Source organism: Micropruina sp., assembly GCF_027492755.1.
In the GTDB taxonomy this organism is placed as follows: domain Bacteria; phylum Actinomycetota; class Actinomycetes; order Propionibacteriales; family Propionibacteriaceae; genus Micropruina.
Genome location: NZ_JAPUED010000066.1, coordinates 1 through 2,602 on the forward strand (window position 1 = coordinate 1; position 2,602 = coordinate 2,602).

1 protein-coding gene is annotated in these 2,602 nt (G+C 69.4%); it reads left to right on the forward strand.

Annotated elements, in window-relative coordinates:
• Window positions 1-285: 285 nt before the first annotated feature.
• Window positions 286-2,602, forward strand: a 2,317-nt coding sequence (locus tag Q0066_RS04290; protein ID WP_298130376.1) for a glutamate synthase central domain-containing protein, incomplete at its 3' end; no start/stop codon positions are given.

A 2,602-nucleotide genomic window follows, 5' to 3' on the forward strand; every position in this document is an offset into this window, starting at 1 on the left:
GCTGCCAGTGAGGTGCGGTACTGGCTCGCCCGAGGTCGTGAGCCGCATCTTCCACGGTCGATTCGGGCGGCAGGTTGCCCGGTCTTCGCCGAGCGTGTCCGGTGTCATCTGCTGGCTCTCGATCATCAGTCCGAGCTGTTCAACTCAGAAGACCCTCCCATTTAAGTCACGCAGGCCTTACGATATTGCGTGTCGCGGACCTCGCGGCACCGGATGAGCGAGCCCCTCCACCGTCGCAGTGTCTCGCCGGCTAGCCAGCCGAGTGACAGGACAGCGGAGGGGCCGATGGGTGAACGTGAGTACGGGCTTTACCAAGCCGCGACGGAGCACAGCGCCTGCGGGGTGGGCTTCATCACCCGCAAGGACGGCGCCCAGACCCACGACGTGATCGCGCTGGGCGAGCAGGCGTTGTGCGCGATTCCGCACCGTGGCGGCATGTCCGCCGAGGGCGTCGGTGACGGCGCCGGGGTCAGCATCGACCTGTCGGTGGACTACTTCAGCGCGCTGGCCGGGCGACCGCTGGAGCGGGGCCATTTCGGCGTCGGCAACTTCTTCATGCCGGACGACCCCACCCAGTGGGACCGGGCTCGTGGGCTGATCGACACCGCGCTGGCCGAGGCCGGGCTGGCCACGCTGGTCGTCCGGGAGGTGCCGGTGGACGACGCCGTATTGCGGGCTCGCGCGCTGCGCTATCAGTTGCCGATCGTGCAGTGGGTGTTCCAGTTGGCTGAGCCGGGCGACGCCGACGACCAGCGGGGCCGGATCGACCGTGCCGCGAACGCCGCGCTGCTGGCGATCGAGGCAGAGGCGTACACCGACCCGGCGCTGACCGGGCTGTATCCGCTGTCGCTCAGTGCCCGCACCCAGGTGCTCAAGGGACGGCTCAACGCCGGTGAGGTGATCGGCTACTTCACCGACCTGCGCGATCCGGCGCAGAAGGTGCGCTCGCTCTACTTCCACACCAGGTTCTCGACCAACACCGAGCCGCACCCGACGATGGCGCAGCCGTTCCGGCTGATGGCGCACAACGGTGAGCTGAACACCGACCGGAAGAACCGGATCTCGGACGAAACCCTGGCGATCACCCGGCACCGCCGGATCGTCCGGCCGCCCGGCCAGTCCGACTCGGGACGGCTCGACCAGACCCTGCAGAGCCGGGTGTTCGACGACGGCCTCGACCTGGTCGAAGCGGTGGTGTCGCTGATGCCGCCGGCCTGGGAGAACGACGCCACGCTCAGCCGCGACGTCCGGGACATGTTCGAGTTCTTCTCGCTGTACGAGGAGAAGAACGACGGCCCCGCAGCCCTGATCTTCAGCGACGGCGACGTGATCGGTGCAAGGCTCGACCGGCTGGGGCTGCGTCCGCTGCGCACCGTGGAGACCGACCACTACCTGGTGGTGTCGTCCGAGGCCGGCCAGGTCGACTTCCCCGACGACCAGGTGATTCACCGGGGCCGGATCGAGGCCGGCGGCATGCTGTACCACGACCACCGGCTGGGCCGGACGTTCCGCACCCGGGAGGCGCTCGAGCTGCTGGCCGCCCGCCGCGACTACGCGGCACTGCTGGACGACGCCCGGGTCGACGTCGCCGCGCTGCCCGCACCCGACTTCGATCGCAGCACCACCACCCTGGGCTACACCGGCGACCTCAGCCTGGCCGGCCGCTACGTCGCCTACTCGCTCAACCAGGAGAGCTTCCGGTTCATGATGGACCCGATGCTCGCCGACGGCGCCGAGCGGATCAGCGCGATGGGCTACGGCAACGCCATCAACGCTCTCTCCGATCAGGAGGGCGGCATGGCGAAGTACTTCTCGCAGCGCTTCGCCCAGGTCACCAACCCGCCGCTGGACTCGTTGCGCGAGGCGGACGGGATGAGCATGCGGGTCGCGCTCGGTGCCAAGCCGGACGGTGGCGAGCAGCATCGCAAGCAGCTGGTGGTGGGATCGCCGATCCTCGGCCACCTCGACATGGTGCAGTTGCGTGAACAGCGGCTCACCCCGCTGCGCCGCTTCGACCTGCTGTTCGAGCCACATCCGGACGACGCCGCGCGGAACGCCGCCTCGGTCGTCGCATCGCTCGACGAACTGTGCGACACGGTCGCAGCCTTCGCCCGCGACGAGGGTGGCATCGCGGTGCTCACCGACCGGGAGATCTCGACCACGCAGGCGCCGTTGCCGTTGCTGCTGGCCATCGCCGCGGTCAACCAGCGGCTGATCGACGACGGCCTGCGGCTACGGGTTTCACTGGTCGCCGAGAGCGGGCAGCTGCCCTCGTCGCACCACATCGCGGCGGCTTTGGGCTTCGGGGCGTCCGCGGTGTACAGCCTGAGCGCCCGGCTGCGGGCCGAGGAGAAGTATCCTTCCCCGCCGGCGCCGGCCGGTCAGGAGACCGAGACCGACCGGGCGTTCGCCCGGTTCCGCAAGGCCGCCGAGAAGTCGCTCGGCAAGACGATGGGCCGGGTCGGGCTGTGCACGGTGGAGAGCTACATCGGCGGCGAGTTCTTCGAACCCAACTACCTGGACACCTCCGATGAGGTGCTGGCCCGCTGCTTCCCGCACATGGCGGCCCCGGTCGGCGGGGTCGGGTTCAGCCGGATCGCGC